The sequence below is a fragment of the Amycolatopsis decaplanina DSM 44594 genome (assembly GCF_000342005.1).
Classification (GTDB): domain Bacteria; phylum Actinomycetota; class Actinomycetes; order Mycobacteriales; family Pseudonocardiaceae; genus Amycolatopsis; species Amycolatopsis decaplanina.
Map to the genome: position 1 here is coordinate 32,986 of NZ_AOHO01000055.1, position 18,373 is coordinate 51,358.

Sequence of the window (18,373 nt, forward strand, 5' to 3'; positions counted from 1 at the left end):
ATGACAGGGACGACATCCCGGATCCGCATCGCCGCCGCCCCGATCTCCTGGGGCGTCTGCGAAGTCCCCGGCTGGGGCCGCGTGCTCGACGCGGGGACCGTACTGGGTGAAATGGCGGAGCTGGGGGTGCGCGCCACCGAACTCGGCCCGCCCGGCTACCTGCCGCGCGATCCGGCCGGGCTGCGCGAACTGCTCGGCGGGTACGAGCTCGAACTGGTCGGCGGCTTCCTCGCGGTGGTACTGCACGAGAACCCCGGAGCCGCGCTGGCGGAGGCCGAGGAGTCCGCCGCGCTGTTCGCCGCCTGCGGTGGCGACATGCTCGTACTCGCCGCCGCGACCGGCCTCGACGGTTACGACGACCGCCCCAAGCTGAGCGACGCCGAATGGGCGGCCTTGATCGAAACCTCCGGCGAGATCGGCGAGATCGCCGCGCGTCACGGGCTTCGCACCGTACTGCATCCGCACGTCGGGACACAGGTGGAAACCGAGGAGGAGGTCGAGCGCTTCCTCGGCGACTCCGCTCTCCCGCTGTGCCTGGACACCGGGCATCTCATGATCGGCGGAACCGATCCGGTCGCGCTGGCCGAGCACTATCCGGAACGGGTCGGCCATCTGCATCTCAAGGACGTTCGCGGCGAACTCGCCGACGAAGTCCGCGACGGACGGCTTCCCTACGCCGAAGCCGTCGGCAAGGGTTTGTATGTCCCGCTGGGTGACGGGGACGTCGACATCGAAGCGATGGTCAGGTTCGTCCACGGGGCGGGCTATGACGGGTGGTACGTGCTCGAACAGGACACCGCGCTGAGCGAGGGGAGCCCGGAAGATCTGCCGAAGCGGGACGTGGCCAGGAGCCTGGCGCATCTCGACGGAATCGTCAGCCGGCTCCCGGCTGCCAGGTAACGGAAGAAGCGAGGAGAGACGACGATGTCCCATCGCTTGAAAAAGGCTTTGGTGGTCGTGGCGGGGCTGGCGCTCCTGTCCGCGTGCACCGGGCCGAAGGCCGAGGAGAAACCCGCCGCGGGCGCGGGCCCGGTGACGACACAGCCCAGCGGGCCGCTGCGGGTCGCGGTCATCTCGCACGGCACGGCGGGCGACGCCTTCTGGAACGTGGTCAAGAACGGCGCCGAGGAGGCGGGCAGGCAACTCGACGTCCAGGTCGAGTACAACTCCGACGGGGACCCCGGCAACCAGGCCAAGCTGATCGACAACGCGGTCGCCCAGCGGGTCGGCGGGCTGGTGGTGTCGATGGCGAATCCGGAGGCGCTCAAGACCTCGATCGAGAACGCGGTCCGCGCCGGGATCCCGGTCATCACCATCAACTCCGGCGAGGACGAGAGCGCGGGCTACGGCGCGCTCACCCACGTCGGGCAGAACGAGACCATCGCCGGCGAGGAGGCCGGGAAGAAGTTCCGGGAACTCGGCAAGAAGAAGCTGCTCTGCGTGGTTCACGAAGCGGGCAACGTCGGCCAGGCGCAGCGTTGCGACGGCGCCAAGACCGGTTTCGCGGGCGACGTGCGGACCCTGCAGGTCGACATCGGCAACCCCACCGACGCGGAATCCCGGATCAGGGGCGCGGTGCAGACCGACTCCTCCCTCGACGCCGTCCTGACGCTGAACTCGCAGGTCGCCGCGCGGGCGGTGAGCGCGATCAAGGCGGTCGGCTCGCGGGCGCAGGTCGGCACGTTCGACCTCAACACCGACGTGGTCGGCGCGATCAAGGCGGGCGACGTGGTCTTCGCGGTCGACCAGCAGCAGTACGAGCAGGGCTATCTCCCGGTGCAGTTCCTCAAGCTCTACCGGGACAACGCGAACGTCGTCGGCGGCGGGAAGCCGGTGCTCACCGGGCCCGACCTGGTCGACAAATCCACTGTGGACACCGTCGGCCAGTACGTGCGAAGGGGCACGCGATGACAACCACCACTCTCGACGAACGGATCGCGAAACCGCGGCTGCTCGACCGGCTGGTCGTCCGGCCCGAGATCGGCGCGCTGCTCGGCGCCGTCGTCGTCTTCCTGTTCTTCACCGTCGTCACCGACCAGTTCTTCAGCGGCAGCGGCGTGGCGACCTGGCTCGACGACGCCTCGACGCTCGGCATCATGGCGGTCGCCGTATCCCTGCTGATGATCGGTGGCGAGTTCGACCTCTCGGCCGGTGTCATGACGGCGTCCACCGCGCTCGTCACCGCGACATTGGCGACGCAGGCGGGCTGGAACGTCTGGCTCGCGCTGTTCGCGTCGCTGGTCTTCGCCCTCGCGGTCGGCGCGTTCAACGGCTGGCTGGTGATGCGCACCGGCTTGCCCAGCTTCATCGTCACCCTGGGCACCTTCCTGGCGCTGCAGGGGCTCAACCTCGGCGTCACCCGGCTGGTCACCGGCACCGTCCAGGTGTCCGGGATGCGCTCGACCGACGGCTACGAGTCCGCCGGTTTCGTCTTCGCGTCCACAGTGGACATCGGTGGGACGGCGTTCCAGATCTCAGTCGTCTGGTGGATCGGCTTCGCCGTGCTGGCGGCCTGGCTGCTGGTGCGGACCCGGTTCGGCAACTGGATCTTCGCCGTCGGCGGCTCCGCGCAGAGTTCGCGCGCCGTCGGGGTCCCGGTGGTGCGCACCAAGATCATGCTGTTCATGACCACCGCGCTCGCCGCGTGGCTGGTCGGCTCGATCAACATCCTGCGGTTCGCCAGCGTCCAGGCGAACCAGGGCATCGGGCTGGAGTTCCAGTACATCATCGCGGCCGTCATCGGCGGCTGCCTGCTGACCGGCGGGTTCGGTTCGGCGATCGGCGCCGCGATCGGCGCGCTGATCTTCGGTATGGCGAGGCAGGGCATCGTGTTCGCCCGCTGGGACAGCGACTGGTTCATGCTGTTCCTCGGGGTGATGCTGCTGTCCGCGGTCCTGGTCAACAACGCCTTCCGGCGGCGCGCGGAAAGGGTCCGGCGATGAGTCGTCTCCTCGAGGTCAAGGACGTCGGCAAGACCTACGGCAGCGTGATCGCGCTGCGCGACGTGTCCACCGTGGTCAACGCGGGCGAGGTGACCTGCGTACTCGGCGACAACGGCGCCGGCAAGTCCACCCTGATCAAGATCCTGGCCGGAGTCCACCAGCACGACAGGGGCGAGTTCCTGGTCGAGGGCCGGCCGGTCAAGTTCGCTTCGCCACGCGAGGCGCTCGATCGCGGCATCGCGACGGTGTACCAGGACCTCGCGGTCGTACCGCTGATGAGCGTCTGGCGGAACTTCTTCCTCGGCTCCGAACCGACGGTCGGCTTCGGCCCGTTCCGCGCGCTGGACCGGAAGAAGGGCCGCGAGACGACCAAGAAGGCGCTGTCCGACATGGGCATCGACCTGCGCGACGTCGAGCAGCCGGTCGGCACGCTCTCCGGTGGCGAGCGGCAGTGCGTCGCCATCGCCCGGGCCGTGCACTTCGGGGCGAAGGTGCTGATCCTCGACGAGCCGACGGCCGCGCTGGGTGTCAAGCAGGCGGGTGTGGTGCTCAAGTACGTCGCGCAGGCCCGTGACCGCGGGCTCGGCGTCGTGCTGATCACGCACAACCCGCATCACGCGTACCCGGTGGCCGATCGCTTCCTGCTGCTCAAACGGGGCGCGTCGCTCGGTGCCTACGAGAAGTCCGAGATCGACCTGGCCGAGCTGACCCGGCAGATGGCGGGCGGCGCGGAACTGGAAGCCCTCGAACACGAATTGCGAGCCGCGGAGTCCCCTTCATGACCGCTCTCGAAGCACTCACCGTCGGCCGGGTCGGGGTGGACCTCTACCCCGAGCAGAGCGGCGTGCCGCTGGCCGGGGTCAGCACCTTCGCCAAGTCGCTCGGCGGCACCGCGACCAACGTCGCGGTCGCCGCCGCGCGGCTCGGCCGCTCGACGTCGGTGCTGACGAAGGTCGGCCCGGACGGCTTCGGTGAGTACGTGCGGCAGGCGCTTCGAGGGTTCGGCGTGTCCCCCGAGCACGTCGGGACGTCGGCCGGGTTGCAGACGCCGGTGGTGTTCTGCTCGCTGGACCCGCCCGCGGATCCGCCTCTGCTGTTCTACCGGTCCCCCATCGCCCCGGATCTGACCATCACCGAGGACGACGTGCCCTGGGACGTCGTGGAGACCGTTCCGCTGCTGTGGGTCACCGGGACCGGTGTCTCCGTCGAACCGGCGCGCGGCACCCAGCGCGAGATGCTCGAGCGGCGCGGACGCCGGTCGCACACCGTGCTGGACCTCGACTTCCGGCCGATGTTCTGGCCGGACACCGAGACGGCGCGCGAGGAGATCGGCTGGATGCTCGACCACGTCACGGTCGCGGTCGGCAACCGCACCGAGGCGGAGGTCGCCGTCGGCACGGCGGACCCCGACGAGGCCGCGTCCCGGATGCTGGCCAGGGGTGTCGAACTGGCGGTGATCAAGAAAGGCGCGGAAGGTGTGCTGGTGGCCACCGCCGAGGGCCGCTGGACCGTGCCGCCCCGGCGGGTCGAGGTCGTGTGCGGGCTCGGCGCCGGGGACGGTTTCGGCGGCGCGCTGATCCACGGTCTGCTGTCCGGCTGGGATCCGGTGCGCATCGCCACCTACGCCAACGCGGCGGGCGCGCTCGTCGCTTCCCGGCTCGCCTGCGCCGACGCCATGCCCACCGCCGACGAGATCGAGGAGTTGCTGTGAGCAAGCTGCACCGTCCACTCGGGACGCTTTCGGACGAGCGGGATCCGGTCCGGCTCACCCCGGATTCGGCGGGCTGGAGCTACAGCGGCCTGAGGGTTCTCTCGCTGGCCGCCGGGGAGTCCCGGGTGGTGCGCACCGGCGAGTACGAAGCGTTCGTGCTGCCGTTGGCGGGGGCGTGCACCGTCCGGGTCGACGGACAGGTCTTCGAACTCGCGGGGCGGGATTCCGTGTTCACCCGGGTCACGGATTTCGCCTATGTGCCACGGGACGCCGAAGTCGAGTTGTCGACAGTGGCGGGGATCGAGGTCGCGCTGCCGATGGCGCGCTGCGCCCGCCGCCTCGAACCGCGGTACGGACCGGCCGAGAACGTGCCGGTGGAGGTGCGCGGGGCGGGGCAGGCGACCAGGCAGGTCACCAATTTCGGTGTGCCCGGCGTCTGGGACCACGCGGACAAGCTGAACGCGTGCGAGCTGATCACCCCCGGCGGCAACTGGTCGTCGTACCCGCCGCACAAACACGACGAGGCGTCCGGATGCGAGGTCGTCAACGAGGAGATCTACTACTTCCGCATCGCCGGCCGCGACGGCGTGACACCTTCGCGCGAGGGGTTCGGCCTGCACCGGACGTACACCTCCGACGGTGAGCTGGACGAGGACGTCGCGGTCCGGGACGGGGACGTCTTCCTGATCCCGCGCGGCTACCACGGTCCTTGTGTCGCCGCGCCGGGCTACCCGATGTACTACCTGAACGTCCTGGCCGGGCCTGCCGACGAGCGATCGATGGCGTTCTGCGACGACCCCGCGCACGGCTGGGTCCGCGAGACGTGGAACGACCAGGAGCTCGATCCGCGCTGCCCGGTCACGAGCCACGAAGGGCGGGTCTCATGAAGCTGACCACGGCACAGGCCCTGGTGCGCTGGCTGCTCGCGCAGCGGTCGGAAACCCTGGACGGGCGGGAAGTCCCGTTGTTCCCCGGGGTGTTCGCGATCTTCGGGCACGGCAACGTCCTCGGTCTCGGCACCGCGCTGGAGGAATACCGCGACGAACTCCCCGTGTGGCGTGGGCAGACCGAGCAGGGCATGGCACTCGCGGCGGTCGGCTACGCCAAGGCGACGCATCGTCGCCAGGTCTGCGTGGTGACGTCGTCGATCGGGCCCGGCGCGCTGAACATGGTCACCGCGGCCGGGGTCGCGCACGCGAACCGGTTGCCGGTGCTGCTGCTCCCCGGTGACACCTTCACCAGCCGTGCCCCGGATCCCGTGCTGCAACAGGTGGAGCATTTCGGTGATCCGACGGCCACGGTCAACGACGCCTTCCGCGCGGTGAGCCGGTACTTCGACCGCATCGTCCGGCCGGAGCAGCTGCTTTCGACGCTGCCGCAGGTCGCCAGGGTGCTGACCGATCCCGCGGACGCGGGACCCGTGACGCTGGCGCTCCCCCAGGACGTCCAGGCGGAGACCTACGACTTCCCGGACGCGCTGTTCGCTCCGGTGACCCATCGTCCGCAGCGTCCGCGCCCCGATCGCCGGGCGCTGACCGAAGCGGCGGGCGTGTTACGGACAGCGCGGAAACCGTTGCTGGTGCTCGGGGGCGGCGTCCGGTATTCCGGCGCGGGCGAGCGCGCGCTGGCCTTCGCCGAACGGCACGGTATCCCCGTCACCGAAACCACGGCAGGACGCACCCTGGTCCCGCACGGCCATCCGCTGCACGCCGGCCCGCTGGGGGTCACCGGCTCGACGTCGGCGAACGTCCTGGCCGCCGAGGCCGACGTCGTACTGGCCGTCGGCACCCGCTTGCAGGACTTCACCACCGCGTCCTGGACGGTGTTCTCCCCCGACGTCCGGCTGATCACCCTGAACGCCGCCCGGTTCGACGCGGTCAAGCACGGCGCGCTGGCCGTCGTGGGTGACGCCGACGCGGGTCTCGTGGATCTGTCCGCCCAGCTCGAAAACCAGCGGGTCGATCCACTGTGGACAGAGCGCGCCGCGGCGGAGCGCGGCCGCTGGGACGCGCACATCGACACCCTGCGCGCCGTTTCCGGTGAGGTGCCGACCTACGCCCAGGTCGTCGGCGCGGTCAACGATCTGTCCGGGCCGCACGACTATGTGATGACAGCGTCCGGCGGGATGCCGGGCGAACTCATCGGAGGCTGGCGCGGCTCGGGCTCGATCAGCATGGACGTCGAGTACGGGTTCTCCTGCATGGGTTACGAACTCGCGGGCGCCTGGGGTGCGGCGATGGCGCACACCGACGGCCTGGTCACCACGATGCTCGGCGACGGTTCGTACCTGATGCTGAACTCGGAACTGTTCTCGGCCGCCTTCGCCGGGCATCCCTTCGTGGCGGTGGTCTGCGACAACGACGGCTACGCGGTCATCGCCCGGCTGCAGGAGGGGCAGGGCGGCAAACCGTTCAACAATTTCCTCGGCGACTGCCGCAGCGCGCACGCCACTCCCCCTCGGGTCGACTTCGCCCGGCACGCGGAGTCGCTGGGGTGCGCGGTGTTCACGGCGTCCACTGTGGACGACGTGCGGGCGGCTTACGCGAAAGCACGGGAAGCCGCGGTAGCCGAGCGCCGACCGGCGGTGGTCGTGGTGCGGACCCGGCCGGACTCGTGGACCGAAGCCGGCGCCTGGTGGGAGGTCGGCGTTCCGGAGTACCTCTCGGGAAGGGAGGACTTCGAGCACGGAAAAGCGGCGCAGGTGCGGTATGTGGACCGCAAGTAGGTGACTACTCGCGGTCGAAGAAATTCGCGCGAGCGCGGGGGTACTGTCACGAAACCTGGAACATCACAACCCCTGGATGGTGGTTTCGACTACCTGGGTGAGCGCTTGCCGGTCCGCGGTCTTGCCCAGCACCCGCAGGCCGTACATCGCGGCGAGGGTGAACTGCGCCAGCGCCCGCGGATCCCGGTTCGGGCCGATCTCGCCCTCCTGCCGCGCGGCGGCGAACTCGGCGTGGAACGCGTTCTCCACCCGCTCGAAGTTGTGGCGGACGCGGGCGGTGACCTCGTCGTCGATCCCGCCGAGTTCGAGGGCGGCGTTGACGGCGAGACAGCCGCGATGCCCGTCCGAGGTGTCCATCTCGTCGTCGACCACGTCCATCAACACGCGCCTGATCCGCTCGCGGATGGTGCCCGGCGCGGCCAGTATTTCTTCCACCCGGGTCGCGGACGTCTCCTCGTAGCGGCGCAGCGCCTCCTTGAACAGCTGCTGCTTGCTCGAAAACGTGTTGTACAGGCTTCCCCGACCCAGCCCGGTGCCGTCGACCAGATCCTGGGCCGACGTGGCGGCGTATCCCTTGCGCCAGAACGTGCCCACCGCGGCGTCGAGCACCTCGGTGGGATCGAATCCCTTGGGGCGGGGCATGCCGTCCAGCCTCCCACGTTCTGTAACGATCAGTCAAATACTCCCCACCAGCATCCGAATCCGCCACACTCAACGCATGATTCCCACTTTCGTCTTCGTGCACGGTTCGGGAAGTTCGGCACACGCCTGGTCTGCCACCCAGCGGGAGATGGCATCACGCGGGCATCGGACGCTCGCGCTCGACCTCCCCGGCCGGGGCGCGGGTTTCACCAGGGCCTACCACGAACAGGACCTCGAAACCTTCGCCGCCGAGCCGTCGGTGATGAGCGACCTGACCGCGGACGACTTCACCCGGCAAGTGGTCGACGCGGTACAGCGGGTGCGCCACCACGGCCCGGTCGTCCTGGTCGCGCACAGTTTCGGCGGGCTCCCGGTCACCGCCGCCGCCAACGCGATCCCCGAATTGATCGACCGGATCGTCTACATCGCCGCGCAGTGCCCGGTGGACCGCGCGCCCGGCGAGTACCCGGCACTGCCCGCGTGGTCGTCGTCCGATCTCTTCACCGCGACGGCACCGCTCCTCGTCGGCGACCCGTCGCGTCAGGGTTTCGTCCGGGTCAACTGGCGTGGCGCAGACCGCGCCCAGCGCGACGCGCTGCGGAAGGCCATCTCCGGAGAACTCACCGAGGAGGAGTTCCTCCAGGTCGTCGTCACGAGCCAGCCGGACGAGGTGTTCTGGCTGACCGGGCCGGAGTGGGATCACCGCGCCGACAAGGATTCCTGGGGCCGGATCCCGCGAACGTTCATCAGACTGACCGAGGACCGTTCGATGCCGCCCGCCGTGCAGGACCTCTACATCGCCGAGGGCGACGCGCTCACCCCGGACAACCCGTTCGACGTCCGCGAGCTCGCGAGCAGTCACGCCGGGTTCTTCCGGCGGCCCGCCGAACTGGCCGGGCTCCTCGACGAACTCAGCGTCCGAGCAGGCGCCGGATCTCGGTGACGGCCGCGCGGCCCGCCCGGTTCGCGCCGACGGTGCTGGCGGACGGGCCGTAGCCGACCAGGTGCAGCCGCGGTTCGGCGACGACGCGGGTGCCGTCCATCCGGATACCGCCATGTCCCGACGCGCGCAGCCTCAGCGGCGCGAGGTGGTCGATCGCGGCACGGAACCCGGTGGCCCACAGGATGACGTCGGCGGGCTCGAAGGTGCCGTCCGCCCACTCCACGCCGTCCGGTGTGATCCGCTGGAACATCGGCCGGCGGTCGAGGACGCCCGCGTCCAGCCCCGCGCGCACCTCGGGTGTCACCGCCAGGTCGGTCACGCTGACGACGCTTTCCGGCGGCAGGCCTTCGCGGACGCGGCGGTCGACCTTCGCGACGGCCTCACGGCCCCAGTCCTCGCTGAACGGCTCGTCGCGCCAGACCGGCGGGCGCCGGGTCACCCAGCGCGTCGAGCGCGCGAAGGGCGCGATCTCCAGCAGCAGCTGTACGGCCGACGAGCCTCCGCCGACCACGACGACACGTTTCCCCCGGAAGTCCTCGACGCCGGTGTAGTCGGCGGTGTGCAGCTGGCGGCCGCGGAAGGTCTCCTGCCCTGGGTAGTGCGGCCAGAACGGCCGGTCCCAGGTGCCGGTCGCGCTGATCACCGCGCGGGCGGCCCACGTCTCCGCCGCGCTCGCGACGATCAGCCTGTCGTCCTCGTCGCTCACCGACAAGACGTCGACGGGGCGATGGACCGGGAGATCGTAGGTGCGTTCGAAGCGGCCGAAGTACTCGGAGACGACATCGGCGGCGGGCAGTTTCGGGTCCGGCGTGCCGAAGGCCATCCCGGGGAGGTCGTAGATGCCGTGGACCTTCTCCACGCTCAGCGAAGGCCAGCGGTACTGCCACGCGCCGCCGGCCCGTTTGCCGTGGTCGAGCACGACGAAACCCGCCTCGTTGGCGAATCCCGCGCGGCGCAGGTGATACGCCGCCGACAGACCGGCCTGGCCCGCCCCGATCACCGCCACGTCGACTTCGTGATCCGCCTTCATACCGGATTCAACGGTGGCGGGCCCTGGCTATTTCCTTCTCTGTCACTGTGCGCGCTGCGTCACAGCCCGCACGATCGCGACGATCAGGAGCACCCCGGCGAGGGCCACCAGCACCGGCGCCACCCGTTTGACCACGGATTCGCCCGCGTACTCCATCAGGTCGATGGCTTGGCCCTCCGTCACCGGCTTCACCGCTTTCAACGGCGGGTGTTCCTTCGGTTTCTCAGGTTCCGGCTCGGGCGTGGTGGCGAGCTTGCCGGACAGACAGTCCGCGAACGAGTCGAGGATCTTGCCACCGACCTCGGAGATCATCCCGCGCCCGAACTGCGCCGGCTTACCGGTGACCGCCAGGTCCGTGGCGACGGCGCCATGGGTGACACCGTCCTTCTCGGTCAGGGTGAGCGTCACCGTCGCCGACGCCGTGCCCGCTCCCCGGGCGTCCTTGCCCGCGGCCTTGATCACCACCTTCCTTGCGTCGGCGTCCTTCTCGACGAAGTGGCCGGTTCCCTTGTAGAGCAGGGAGATCGGCCCGAGCTTGACCTTCACCGTGCCTTTGAAGGCGTCCCCGTCGACCTCGGTGACGGTGGCGCCGGGCATGCACGGCGCCACCCGCTCCGGGTCGACGACGGCCTTCCAGACCTCGCCGACCGGGGCGGGAACGGTGAATTCGTGGTCGAGCCGCACGGGCCGACCTCCCTTCTGTCTAGGAACCCGCGGCCGCGAGGACCGCGCGCCCGGTCAGCACCCGCGCGAGATGCTGCCGGTATTCGACGTCGGAGTTGTCGTCCGCGGTCGGGTTCGTGCCCTCGGCCGCGCGTTCGGCCGCGCCGCGGATCGCCTCGGCGGTGGCCGCGCAACCGACCAGCGCCTCCTCGACCCCGGCCGCCCGCACCGGGGTCGAGCCCATGTTGGTCAGTGCGACCCGCGCCTCCTCGATGATGCCCGCCTCGGTGCGGACGCAGGCCGCGACCGCGACCATCGACCACGCCTGCGCGACCCGGTTGAACTTCTCGTAATGGGCACGCCAGCCGGTGTGCTTCGGCACCCGGACCTCGACCAGGAGTTCGTCCGCGGCGAGCGCGGTGGTGAACATGTCCTGGAAGAAGTCCGCCGCGGCGACCGTCCGCCGCCCGCCCGGTCCGGCGACGACGAGTTCGCAGCCGAGCGCGAGCACGGGGGCCGGCAGGTCACCGGCGGGATCGGCGTGCGCGAGGGCGCCGCCGAACGTGCCGCGATGACGGATCTGCGGATCGGCCACCGTGTCGGTGGCGGCTTTGAGCAACGCGGCGTGCTCGGCGACCAGCGCGTCCCGCTGGACGTCGTAATGCGTGGTCATCGAGCCGATCACCAGCGCGTCACCGTCCTCGCGGACACCGCGCAGCTCGGCGACCTTCCCGAGGTAGACCAGCGTGGCCGGCGTGGCGAGCCGCATCCGCAGCACCGGCAGCAGGCTTTGCCCGCCCGCCAGCACCTTGGCGTCCTCACCGACTTCAGCGAGGACGGTCACTGCTTCGTCCACTGTGGACGGAGCGACGTAGTCGAACGGGGCCGGGATCACTGGGCACCTCCGGTGGCGTCGATCGAACCGAGACCGCCACCGGCTTCGGAGCCCAGTCCGCCCGCGGCGGCCGTTCCGTGCTGGATGGCGTGCCAGACCCGCATCGGGGTCAACGGCATTTCGATGTCGTTCACCCCGAAGTGCCGGACGGCGTCGACCACGGCGTTGACCACCGCCGGGGTCGAGGCGATCGTGCCCGCCTCCCCGACTCCCTTGGCGCCCAACGGGTTCGTCGTCGACGGTGTCTCGGTGCGGTCGGTGGTGAAGCTGGGCAGATCCGCCGCCGACGGCAGCAGGTAGTCGGCGAACGTCCCGGTGGTCAGCGTCCCGCCTTCGTCGTGGACGGCCTCTTCGAACAGCGCCTGCGCGATGCCCTGCGCGAGCCCGCCGTGCACCTGGCCTTCGACGATCAGCGGGTTGACGGCGACGCCGACGTCGTCGACGCACACATAGGAGCGCAACCGCACGCGTCCGGTCTCGGTGTCGACCTCGGCCGCGCACAGATGCGTGCCGTGCGGGAACGAGAAGTTCTCCGGATCGAACGTGTCCGATGAATCCAGTGAGGGTTCGACCCCGTCCGGCAGGTTGTGCGCCGAGAACACGGCCCACGCGATGTCCTGGATGGACGTCGAGGAATCCGTGCCCTTGACCGAGAACTTGCCCGCCGAGAATTCGAGGTCGTCCTCGGCGCATTCCATCAGATGCGCCGCGATCGGCTTGGCCTTGGCGAGGACCTTGTCCGCCGCCTTGACCACCGCGATCCCGCCGACCACCAGTGACCGGGAGCCGTAGGTGTCCATGCCCTTGTGCGAGGACTGGGTGTCGCCGTGGATGACCTCGATGTCCTCGAACGGGACGCCGAGTTTGTCGGCGACGATCTGGCTCCACGCCGTCTCGTGTCCCTGGCCGTGCGCGGAGGCGCCGGTGATGACCTCGATCTTGCCGGTGGGCAGCACCCTGATCTCCGCGTGCTCCCAGCCGCCCGCCGCGTAATCCAGCGAGCCGAGCACCCGCGACGGCGCGAGACCGCACATCTCGGTGAACGTCGAGATGCCGATGCCCAGCTGGACCGGGTCGCCCGATTCCCGCCGTTCCTTCTGTTCGCGGCGGAGACCGTCGTAGTCGAAGAGTTCCTTGGCCTTGGCGGTGGCGGCCTCGTAGTTTCCCGAGTCGTAAGTCAGCCCGGCCACCGTGGTGAACGGGAACTCCTCGTGCTTGATCCAGTTCTTCTCGCGGATCTCCATCGGGTCCATGCCCAGTTCGACGGCGAGTTCGTCCATCATCCGCTCGATCCCGAACGTGGCCTCCGGCCGCCCGGCGCCGCGATACGCGTCGGTGAGCGTGGTGTTGGTGAACACGTTGGTGCAGGCGAAGTGGTACGCCGGGAACTTGTAGATCGCGTTGAACATGAACGCGCCGAGGATCGGCACGCCGGGGCCGACGAGGCCGAGGTACGCGCCCATGTCGGCGAGCAGTTCGACCTTGAGGCCGGTCACCGTGCCGTCGCGGTTCGCGGTGATGGTGATGTCCTGGATCTGGTCGCGGCCGTGGTGCGCGGCGACCATCGTCTCCGAACGGGACTCGGTCCACTTGACCGGTTTGCCCAGCCGCTGCGCGATGAGCGTCGACATCATCTCTTCGGGCAGCACGGCGATCTTGCCGCCGAACCCACCGCCGACGTCGGGCGCGATCACCCGCACCTTGTGCTCGGGCAGGCCGAGCGTGGCCGCGGTCATCGTCTTGAGGATGTGCGGGACCTGGGTCGCCGACCACATGACCAGCTGATTGCCGGTCGGGTCGACGACGCACGCCCGCGGTTCCATGAACGCCGGCACCAGCCGCTGCTGACGGAACCGCCGCTTGAGCACGACCTCGGAGTTCGAGATCGCGTCTTCGACGCTGGAACCCGTTCCCGCGTCGGCGGAATCGAAGACCCAGACAGCATTTTGGTTGGTGCCGAGATCTTCGTGCACCAGCGGCGCGCCCTCGGCGAGCGCGTTCTCGAGCCCGAGGACGACCGGCAGTTCGTCGTAGTCGACGTCGATCGTTTCGAGCGCGTCATGCGCTTCGGCCGACGTCCGGGCGACGACCACCGCGACGCCCTCACCGGCGAAGTTCACCGTGTCCGAAGCGAGGACGGGCCGCCTCGGCGATTTCATGTCCGGAGTGATCGGCCACGCGCACGGCATGCCGATGGCACCCTCGGGGTCGAGGTCCTTCCCGGTGAAGACCGCGACCACACCCGGCGCGGATTTCGCTTCGGTGACGTCGATCGAGACGATCTTGGCGTGCGCGAACGGGCTGCGGAGCACCGCCAGGTGCAGCATGCCGGGCAGGGTCAGGTTGTCGGTCCAGCGGGTCCGGCCGGTGATGAGGCGCTCGTCCTCCTTGCGGCGACGGGCCTTCCCGACCTCCGGTTCGATCGTGGAGGTCATCACTCACCACCCGCGCCGACACGGGAAGCGGTGTCCGAGGCGAGCCGCTCGGCCTCGGGACCGGCGCCGGGCCGCATCTCGTGGGCGGCGTCGCGCACCGCGCGGACGATGTTCTGGTAGCCCGTGCAACGGCACAGGTTGCCTTCGAGCCCTTCACGAACGGCTTTCTCGTCCGGATCGGGATTGTCGGCGAGCAGGTCGATCGACTGCATGATCATGCCGGGAGTGCAGAAACCGCACTGGAGCGCGTGATTCTCGTGGAAGGCCTTCTGCACCGGATGCAGTTCGCCGTCGCGGGCGAGTCCCTCGATCGTGGTGACCTCGCAGCCGTCGGCCTGGACCGCGAGTACCGAACAGGATTTCACGCTGCGCCCGTCGAGGTGGACGGTGCAGGAACCGCAGTTGCTGGTGTCGCAACCGACCACGGTACCCACCTTCCCGACCCGTTCGCGCAGATGGTGCACGAGGAGGGTGCGGGGCTCGACGTCGTCTGTGCAGGGTGTGCCGTCGACGGTGACGGTGATGCGCATCAGGCCTCCAAAGCAAGAGAAACCCCGCGCTGGTCCGGGGTCGTTCGGGAACGGCCGGTCATTCGGTTGTCACGGACCGACCCCGGAGCGACCGTGATCGGACTCACAGCCGAGAGTGCTACGCTGGCCCCCTCCAGATCAACCCCCGCCGGGGGGTCTTACCGACTCGTGACTGGTTAGGACGGTTAGAACCGTCCTAGCCACTCACGAGGCCAAGTCGCGTTCGCGCCGGTGATCACGGTGGCGACCCGGTCGCCCGGGATGTCGTGCACGGTCAGTGCGGCCAGGCCGGCAGCCCCCGCGGGTTCCGGGAGTACACCGAGGGTCTCCGCGCCCAGTCGCATGGCCGCGCGCAGATCGTCGTCCTCGACCAGGACGAAGTCGTCGACCAGCGACCGCATCCGCCGGATGGATTCGGGTTCCGGCGAGCGGATCGAGATGCCGCCGGCGAACGAGTTGGCCCGGTCGACGGTGATCGGCTCGCCCGCCAGCCAGCTCTTCGCCATGGCGGGCGCCGACGTGGTCCCGACACCGACGATCCGGACGTCCGGCGAGTGCGCCTTGAGCCACAGCGCGACCCCGGCGATCAGCGCGCCGTCGCCGACCGGGAGCACGACCGTGTCGATCCCGTCCTCCCGCGCCAGTTCCAGGCCGATCGTGCCCGCCCCTTCGGAGATCGCGGGCTCACGGCCGTCGACCACGAAGACGCGGTCCGGGGCTTCGGCGGCGAAGGCGGCCGCGGCGACCTTCGCCTCGCCCTCGACCCGGCGCACTCGCGCGCCCAGCGTCTTCATCCGCCGCAGTTTGACCGGGGAGATGTCGGCGGGGACGAACACCTCGGCCCGCAAACCGTGCTTCCGGGCGGCGAAGGCGACGGCCTGCCCGAAGTTGCCGCTGGTCCCGCACACCATCGTGGTCCCCGGCTCCAGTCCGGCGGCGAAGTAGTCCGCGCCGCGGCCTTTGAAGCTGCGCAACGGATTCAGCGTCTCGATCTTCACCAGCACGCGTCGTCCGAGCCGTTCGTTCAGCTGTTCGTCGCTGTATTGCGGGGAGTCCAGGAAAACGGGATCGATCACCTTCGCCGCCTCGGCGACGTGGTCCAGCTGCAGGTCGATGTCGGTCATGACGCCCAAGCTAGGCCGGGAGCCGATCATGCCGATTGTAAATTTTCCCACCTCCGTGCAAAAATCTTGCGTGCCACTAGACGAGATCGACCGTCTGCTGCTCGACCTCGTCCAGGCCGACGCCGCCCGTCCTCTGCACGATCTGGGCGACGCCGTCGGCCTCTCACCCAGCGCGGTCCAGCGGCGGCTGACCCGGCTGCGCGCCGCGGGCGTGATCCGCGCCCAAGTCGCCGTGCTCGATCCGGAGACGCTCGGCGCGGGGATGACGTCGGTCATCCTGGTCGCGCTGACCGACGACGACGAGAAGCGCCACGCGGCTTTCCGCGAGCGCATGCTGGCCGAGCCCCGCGTCCAGCACTGCTACAGCATCGTCGGGCAGTGGGACTACGTCGTCGTGCTGCTCACCCCGGATCTCAAGGCGAGCCGGTACCTGTCCAGGAAACTGTTCGACGAGCACGTCAAACGGTTCGAAACCCTGCCCGCCTTCGACGTGGTCAAGTCGAGCCAGGCGGTCCCGGTGCCCGGCGTCAGCCGTGGATCCGGCCGGTGAGTTCGGCGAGCCGCGATCCCGAGCCACTCCACCGCAGCGCGATGATCTCCGCCGCGATCGACACGGCGGTCTCCTCGGGTGTCCGTGCGCCGAGATCGAGGCCGATCGGCGACGAAAGCCGTTCGAGTTCCGCCTCGGTGACCCCGGCCTCGCGCAGCCGCGCGAACCGGTCGTCGTGGGTCTTGCGCGAGCCCATCGCGCCGACGTAGCCGACGTCGAGGCGCAACGCGACCTCCAGCAACGGCACGTCGAACTTCGGATCGTGGGTGAGCACGGCGATCGCGGTCCGGCCGTCGATCCGGCCCGCGTCGGCTTCGGCCTTGAGATAGCGATGCGGCCAATCGACGACGACCTCGTGCGCGTCGGGGAAACGGCTCTTCGTCGCGAACACGGGCCTCGCGTCGCAGACCGTGACCTGGTAGCCGAGGTACGCGCCCATTTTCGCCATCGCGGCCGCGAAGTCGATCGCGCCGAAGACCAGCAGGCGCGCCGGCGGTTCGAAGGAGTTGACGAAGACCGTCATCCCTTCGCCGCGGCGCTGTCCGTCCGGTCCGTAGTGCAGGGTGCCGGTGCGGCCGCCGGCGAGCATGCCGCGCGCGTCGTCGACGACGGCGTCGTCCATCCGCGAAGAACCGAGCGAACCGGCGACCCGGTCCGGCCAGACGATCAGATGCTCGCCGACCAGGCCTTCCCGTTCGTGTTCGATCACCGTGACCACGGCGACCGGGTGTCCACTGTGGACCGATTCGACGACGTCGCCGAACTCCGGCATCGAGTCGCTGTCGACGTGCTGGACGTAGATGTCGATGATCCCGCCGCAGGTCAGCCCGACGGCGAACGCGTCGTCGTCCGACACGCCGTAACGTTGCAGCACGGGTGCGCGGTCGGCGACCACCTGCTGCGCGAGTTCGTAGACGGCGCCCTCGACGCAACCGCCGGAGACGCTGCCGGTGACCGTGCCGTCCGGCGCGACGAGCATCGCCGCGCCGGGGCTCCGCGGCGCCGACGAGAACGTCGCCACCACGGTGCCGACCCCCACCGTCTCGCCTGCCGCCCAGCGGCGGTGCAGTTCGTCCAGTACGTCACGCATCGGCGATCTCCACCAGCAGTCGTTCCAATGTGGCCACACTGTGCCCGGCGAGCAGCCGATCGAGGTACGGGAGCGCGGCCACGATGCCGGACTGCACAGGAGCGTAACCCGCCCGCCCCGCGTGCGGATTCACCCAGAATACGACGTGCGCGAGCCGCCGCAGCCTGGCGAGCTGCTCGCCGAGCAGGCCGGGATCGCCCCGTTCCCAGCCGTCGGAGAACACGGTGACCACGGATCGCCTGGCCACGCCGCGTTGCCCCCACCGGTCGAGGAACGCCCGCAAGGTCTCGCCGAGCCTGGTCCCGCCCGCGAAATCGGGGACGGCCGCGGCCGCGGCGAGCATCGCGTGCTCGGGATCGCGCAGCCGGAGCTGGCGGGAGACCCTGGTGAGCCGGGTGCCCAGCGTGAACACCTCGACCCGGCCGGGAGCGCGCCGGGCCACGACGTGCGCGAACCTCAGCAGGGCGTCGGCATACGGCCCCATCGAGCCGGAGACGTCGATCAGGAAGACGAGACGGCGTGGCTTGGTCCCTCTCCGCCGATACGCCAGGCGCACCGGCTCGCCGCCTCCGGCCAGCATCGCCCGGAGCGTGCGCGACGGATCGAGAGTGCCCCGCCGGGCCGTGCGACGACGCGGCGACGACCGCAAGGGCAGCGCCGGGCGCAGTTTCGCGAGCAGTTCCCGCAGGTGAGCACGTTCGGCGACGCTCAGTTCGGCGAGGTCGCGATGCCGCAGGATCTCTTCCTCGCTCGCCGCCACCCGGAGCTCGTCGGGTTCCGCGCCGGACTCGCCCTGGCCCGCCTGCGCGAGCGTGGCGATCCTGGCGCGTTTCGGGGCCGCCTTCCGGTCTCGCCGCCGTGGTCCGGCTTCCTTTTCGGTGAACCATCCGTCGAACGCGGCGTCGTAACGCGGGAGGTCGTCGGGGTCGGCGCACAGCGTCAGCCGTCCGGCCCAGTACAGCTGCTCCGGATCGGCCAGATCGACCTCGCCGACAGCCTCGAGATACGCCCGCACTCGGTGCGCGTCGCACGGCAAACCGGCTTCGCGCAATGCCTCCGCGAAGCCGACGAAGCCCGCCAGTGGGTCGCTCAC

At 69.8% G+C, this 18,373-nt stretch carries 18 protein-coding genes; 9 read left to right on the forward strand and 9 right to left on the reverse strand.

Translation table 11 applies throughout. The annotated features are described in order from the left end of the window. Genes H074_RS17310 through iolD form a run of 7 tightly spaced genes read left to right on the forward strand, consistent with a single transcriptional unit; the run spans nucleotide 1 to nucleotide 7,378 of the window. Nucleotides 1–900 (forward strand): sugar phosphate isomerase/epimerase family protein, encoded by a 900-nt coding sequence (locus tag H074_RS17310; RefSeq protein ID WP_007031334.1) that lies wholly within the window; start codon nucleotides 1–3, stop codon nucleotides 898–900. A 24-nt stretch (nucleotides 901–924) separates the two neighbouring features. Next, on the forward strand, nucleotides 925–1,911 hold the full coding sequence (locus tag H074_RS17315) for a sugar ABC transporter substrate-binding protein (protein WP_007031335.1): 987 nt from the start codon (nucleotides 925–927) through the stop codon (nucleotides 1,909–1,911). Next, nucleotides 1,908–2,942, forward strand: coding sequence for an ABC transporter permease (locus tag H074_RS17320; protein ID WP_007031336.1), 1,035 nt, complete (start codon nucleotides 1,908–1,910; stop codon nucleotides 2,940–2,942). Before H074_RS17315 ends, H074_RS17320 begins: the two co-directional genes overlap by 4 nt. Further along, entirely contained in the window at nucleotides 2,939–3,724 is a 786-nt protein-coding gene (locus H074_RS17325) for an ATP-binding cassette domain-containing protein (protein ID WP_007031337.1), read from the forward strand. The genes H074_RS17320 and H074_RS17325 overlap by 4 nt, the downstream gene beginning before the upstream one ends. Then, a complete protein-coding gene (gene iolC / locus H074_RS17330) occupies nucleotides 3,721–4,653 on the forward strand; it encodes a 5-dehydro-2-deoxygluconokinase (RefSeq protein WP_007031338.1) in 933 nt (310 codons plus the stop codon). Before H074_RS17325 ends, iolC begins: the two co-directional genes overlap by 4 nt. After that, on the forward strand, nucleotides 4,650–5,540 hold the full coding sequence (gene iolB, locus H074_RS17335) for a 5-deoxy-glucuronate isomerase (protein WP_007031339.1): 891 nt from the start codon (nucleotides 4,650–4,652) through the stop codon (nucleotides 5,538–5,540). The genes iolC and iolB overlap by 4 nt, the downstream gene beginning before the upstream one ends. Further along, the gene (gene iolD / locus H074_RS17340; protein ID WP_007031340.1) at nucleotides 5,537–7,378 is read left to right on the forward strand and encodes a 3D-(3,5/4)-trihydroxycyclohexane-1,2-dione acylhydrolase (decyclizing); all 1,842 of its coding nucleotides are present in this window, start codon (nucleotides 5,537–5,539) and stop codon (nucleotides 7,376–7,378) included. Before iolB ends, iolD begins: the two co-directional genes overlap by 4 nt. A 63-nt stretch (nucleotides 7,379–7,441) precedes the next feature. On the opposite strand, the gene H074_RS17345 is transcribed toward iolD, so the two are convergent. Continuing rightward, on the reverse strand, nucleotides 7,442–8,020 hold the full coding sequence (locus H074_RS17345) for a TetR/AcrR family transcriptional regulator (protein ID WP_007031341.1): 579 nt from the start codon (nucleotides 8,018–8,020) through the stop codon (nucleotides 7,442–7,444). Between the two features lie 76 nt (nucleotides 8,021–8,096). Here H074_RS17345 and H074_RS17350 point away from each other — a divergent pair, with 76 nt between their 5' ends. Then, nucleotides 8,097–8,963: an alpha/beta fold hydrolase gene (locus H074_RS17350; protein ID WP_007031342.1), complete on the forward strand. Its 867-nt coding sequence runs from the start codon at nucleotides 8,097–8,099 to the stop codon at nucleotides 8,961–8,963. On the opposite strand, the gene H074_RS17355 is transcribed toward H074_RS17350, so the two are convergent. The 6 genes from H074_RS17355 to H074_RS17380 all read right to left on the reverse strand — a co-directional run bounded on the left by H074_RS17355 (nucleotide 8,932) and on the right by H074_RS17380 (nucleotide 15,640). Continuing rightward, nucleotides 8,932–9,993, reverse strand: coding sequence for an NAD(P)-binding domain-containing protein (locus tag H074_RS17355; protein WP_007031343.1), 1,062 nt, complete (start codon nucleotides 9,991–9,993; stop codon nucleotides 8,932–8,934). The genes H074_RS17350 and H074_RS17355 overlap by 32 nt on opposite strands. Before the next feature lie 42 nt (nucleotides 9,994–10,035). After that, a complete protein-coding gene (locus H074_RS17360; protein WP_007031344.1) occupies nucleotides 10,036–10,677 on the reverse strand; it encodes an SRPBCC domain-containing protein in 642 nt (213 codons plus the stop codon). Between the two features lie 19 nt (nucleotides 10,678–10,696). After that, a complete protein-coding gene (locus H074_RS17365) occupies nucleotides 10,697–11,551 on the reverse strand; it encodes an FAD binding domain-containing protein (RefSeq protein ID WP_007031345.1) in 855 nt (284 codons plus the stop codon). Continuing rightward, entirely contained in the window at nucleotides 11,548–13,986 is a 2,439-nt protein-coding gene (locus H074_RS17370; RefSeq protein ID WP_007031346.1) for a xanthine dehydrogenase family protein molybdopterin-binding subunit, read from the reverse strand. Before H074_RS17370 ends, H074_RS17365 begins: the two co-directional genes overlap by 4 nt. Continuing rightward, nucleotides 13,986–14,516 (reverse strand): (2Fe-2S)-binding protein, encoded by a 531-nt coding sequence (locus tag H074_RS17375; RefSeq protein ID WP_007031347.1) that lies wholly within the window; start codon nucleotides 14,514–14,516, stop codon nucleotides 13,986–13,988. Before H074_RS17375 ends, H074_RS17370 begins: the two co-directional genes overlap by 1 nt. A 185-nt stretch (nucleotides 14,517–14,701) precedes the next feature. Further along, nucleotides 14,702–15,640: a threonine ammonia-lyase gene (locus H074_RS17380; protein ID WP_039922811.1), complete on the reverse strand. Its 939-nt coding sequence runs from the start codon at nucleotides 15,638–15,640 to the stop codon at nucleotides 14,702–14,704. A 70-nt stretch (nucleotides 15,641–15,710) separates the two neighbouring features. Between H074_RS17380 and H074_RS17385 the strand changes: the two genes are divergently transcribed. Then, entirely contained in the window at nucleotides 15,711–16,190 is a 480-nt protein-coding gene (locus H074_RS17385; protein WP_007031349.1) for an Lrp/AsnC family transcriptional regulator, read from the forward strand. Here the strand turns inward: H074_RS17385 and H074_RS17390 are convergent. Both H074_RS17390 and H074_RS17395 read right to left on the reverse strand, forming a co-directional pair. After that, nucleotides 16,168–17,280, reverse strand: a complete 1,113-nt coding sequence (locus H074_RS17390) for an XdhC family protein (protein WP_007031350.1) — start codon at nucleotides 17,278–17,280, stop codon at nucleotides 16,168–16,170. The genes H074_RS17385 and H074_RS17390 overlap by 23 nt on opposite strands. Beyond that, nucleotides 17,273–18,373, reverse strand: coding sequence for a vWA domain-containing protein (locus H074_RS17395; RefSeq protein WP_007031351.1), 1,101 nt, complete (start codon nucleotides 18,371–18,373; stop codon nucleotides 17,273–17,275). The genes H074_RS17390 and H074_RS17395 overlap by 8 nt, the downstream gene beginning before the upstream one ends.

Bases quoted from the DNA above. Each gene is read 5' to 3' on its own strand.
- H074_RS17355 (WP_007031343.1), bottom strand. From the start codon at position 9,993: ATGAAGGCGGATCACGAAGTCGACGTGGCGGTGATCGGGGCGGGCCAG.
- iolC (WP_007031338.1), top strand. From the start codon at position 3,721: ATGACCGCTCTCGAAGCACTCACCGTCGGCCGGGTCGGGGTGGACCTC.
- H074_RS17315 (WP_007031335.1), top strand. From the start codon at position 925: ATGTCCCATCGCTTGAAAAAGGCTTTGGTGGTCGTGGCGGGGCTGGCG.
- H074_RS17380 (WP_039922811.1), bottom strand. From the start codon at position 15,640: ATGACCGACATCGACCTGCAGCTGGACCACGTCGCCGAGGCGGCGAAG.
- H074_RS17325 (WP_007031337.1), top strand. From the start codon at position 2,939: ATGAGTCGTCTCCTCGAGGTCAAGGACGTCGGCAAGACCTACGGCAGC.
- H074_RS17310 (WP_007031334.1), top strand. From the start codon at position 1: ATGACAGGGACGACATCCCGGATCCGCATCGCCGCCGCCCCGATCTCC.
- H074_RS17375 (WP_007031347.1), bottom strand. From the start codon at position 14,516: ATGCGCATCACCGTCACCGTCGACGGCACACCCTGCACAGACGACGTC.
- H074_RS17370 (WP_007031346.1), bottom strand. From the start codon at position 13,986: ATGACCTCCACGATCGAACCGGAGGTCGGGAAGGCCCGTCGCCGCAAG.
- H074_RS17345 (WP_007031341.1), bottom strand. From the start codon at position 8,020: ATGCCCCGCCCCAAGGGATTCGATCCCACCGAGGTGCTCGACGCCGCG.
- H074_RS17390 (WP_007031350.1), bottom strand. From the start codon at position 17,280: ATGCGTGACGTACTGGACGAACTGCACCGCCGCTGGGCGGCAGGCGAG.
- iolD (WP_007031340.1), top strand. From the start codon at position 5,537: ATGAAGCTGACCACGGCACAGGCCCTGGTGCGCTGGCTGCTCGCGCAG.
- H074_RS17350 (WP_007031342.1), top strand. From the start codon at position 8,097: ATGATTCCCACTTTCGTCTTCGTGCACGGTTCGGGAAGTTCGGCACAC.
- H074_RS17320 (WP_007031336.1), top strand. From the start codon at position 1,908: ATGACAACCACCACTCTCGACGAACGGATCGCGAAACCGCGGCTGCTC.